The sequence below is a fragment of the Psittacicella hinzii genome (assembly GCF_003585885.1).
Lineage (GTDB): Bacteria > Pseudomonadota > Gammaproteobacteria > Enterobacterales > Psittacicellaceae > Psittacicella.
Map to the genome: position 1 here is coordinate 1 of NZ_NRHC01000111.1, position 1,897 is coordinate 1,897.

Here is a 1,897-nt window from a genome sequence, read left to right on the forward strand (position 1 = left end):
ATATTATGTGCCACTTAAAAAGTATGTTATTATAATTAAGTATTAATCAACTAATTACGACTACATACTTTTCGTAACTATTGATAAAGTTATTGTTAATCAATGACTTATATCAATAGTTACAAATCGGCACATTTTGCGCCACATTCCAATAAATTGACTTTACCAAGGACCAAGACATGACTATCAGAAAAATTGATGTTTTTGACTTTAATGACTTTTCAACTGATGAAAAAAGATTTCATATCTTAAGTAGAAAAGATGATTATTTTTCTGTGTCATGCCATGTTAATAGTGACGGTACTCCTAGAAGAAAACGTAAATATGTAATCTTTGGTAAATTAGTTAATCCAGAGAAAAGTAAAACTTTGTTTTACCCAAACTCTAACTTCTTTGAGTATTTCCCTGAAGCTAAAGATCAATCTAAAGAAATTCCTTATCGAAATAAGAAAACTGACGATAAGAAATCAACTCCTCTATCACTCCTAATCTGTGCTCATACTTCTGACAAAATCGGAAGAACGGAAGATTTGCAAAAAGCTAGACCTAATCATTGGAAAAAAGATCTAGGAATTGCTCTGTTCAGACTACTAACTGACGGAAAACTAGAGAAATCAAACACATTCTTCAAGCATGCGAACATCCCCGGTTTAAAATTAAGCGCTTCTTCCATATCTCAATACTACAAAAATATAGATAGCAACCAAATTCAACATTTCAAAGAGCTTGTAGCAAAACGCTACGGGCGCTCACAGTATGTTAGCTTAGATAGCACATCGTTAAATACTGAAGCAAAAAATATCGTTTACAGCGCTAGAGGTATTAACAAAGACATGAAAGATGTCCCACAAGTCAATAACTTAGTAATGGTTGACCACGGTACTGGTATGCCATTTTATTGGATGAACTTTTGGGGCAATATGACTGATGTAACTGTGTTAAAAAACCTATTAAACCAGTTTCCTGATATAAAACAATGTCACTTCGCGATCTCAATGGATCGAGGGTTCTATAGTGAAGATAATATTAAGTACATGTCTTCTCAAGGAATAAAGTTCACTACAGCTTTACCTAAGAATAATAATATTTTCAAACAGGCGCTCAGAGCATCAAAACTAAACGGTAACAGCTCAAATCCTTGTAGGGAATTACCAGGAAATGCTATTGAAGATATAGAATTTGAAGCGTACGATAAAGACAAAGTAAAACTACGCTTTATCGTTTTACTAAACCATGCTGCAAGAGGTCAACAAATAGATACTTTATTCAAGCGTAAGGCTTTATTCGAAAATATGCTAGATAAGTATGTCTTAGACGATCAATCACTAAACAAAGGTAAAAAAGTTAGATTAAAATGGTTTCATATCAAACGTAAAGGTGAGTCTGAATTAACATACGAATTCGATCAAAAGAAATTTGATGCAGACTTCGAATTATGTGGTTTCTCTGTATTTATCACTAATGATTTCGAGACACCTGCTCATGAAATTGTTAAACAATACCGTAACAAAGATAAATGTGAAAAGTTCCACACCAATGTAAAAACTTATCTGAACTACAGAAATCTTAGATTACATAGTACTGATTCGTTAGAAGGTACAAGTATGTGTGTCTTCAATGGAGCTTCTATTCGTAGTTACATGCAAAATGCAAGATCAACGTATGCCAAAGAAAATCCTGATGTAAAAATGAACAAAAGCTTACCTACCTTAATGTATGAAATGGAACACATTAAAGTTACGAGATTAAGTGATGATACGTTTTACGTTCCAGAACTACCTAAGGATATAAGAATCTTCGTTGAAGAAGTTTTAGGATTTGATAAAGAGTTTTTAAAAAATACAGTACCTGAATTATACAAACGATATTAAGTGATACAAAAATCTAAAAATTTAGG

General features: G+C 32.4%; 1 protein-coding gene. It reads left to right on the forward strand.

Features of this window, described 5'->3' with window-relative positions:
* Window positions 1-179 precede the first annotated feature (179 nt).
* Complete coding sequence (locus CKF54_RS07190; RefSeq protein ID WP_119525676.1) at window positions 180-1,871, forward strand: transposase; 1,692 nt, start codon at window positions 180-182, stop codon at window positions 1,869-1,871.
* Window positions 1,872-1,897 lie beyond the last annotated feature (26 nt).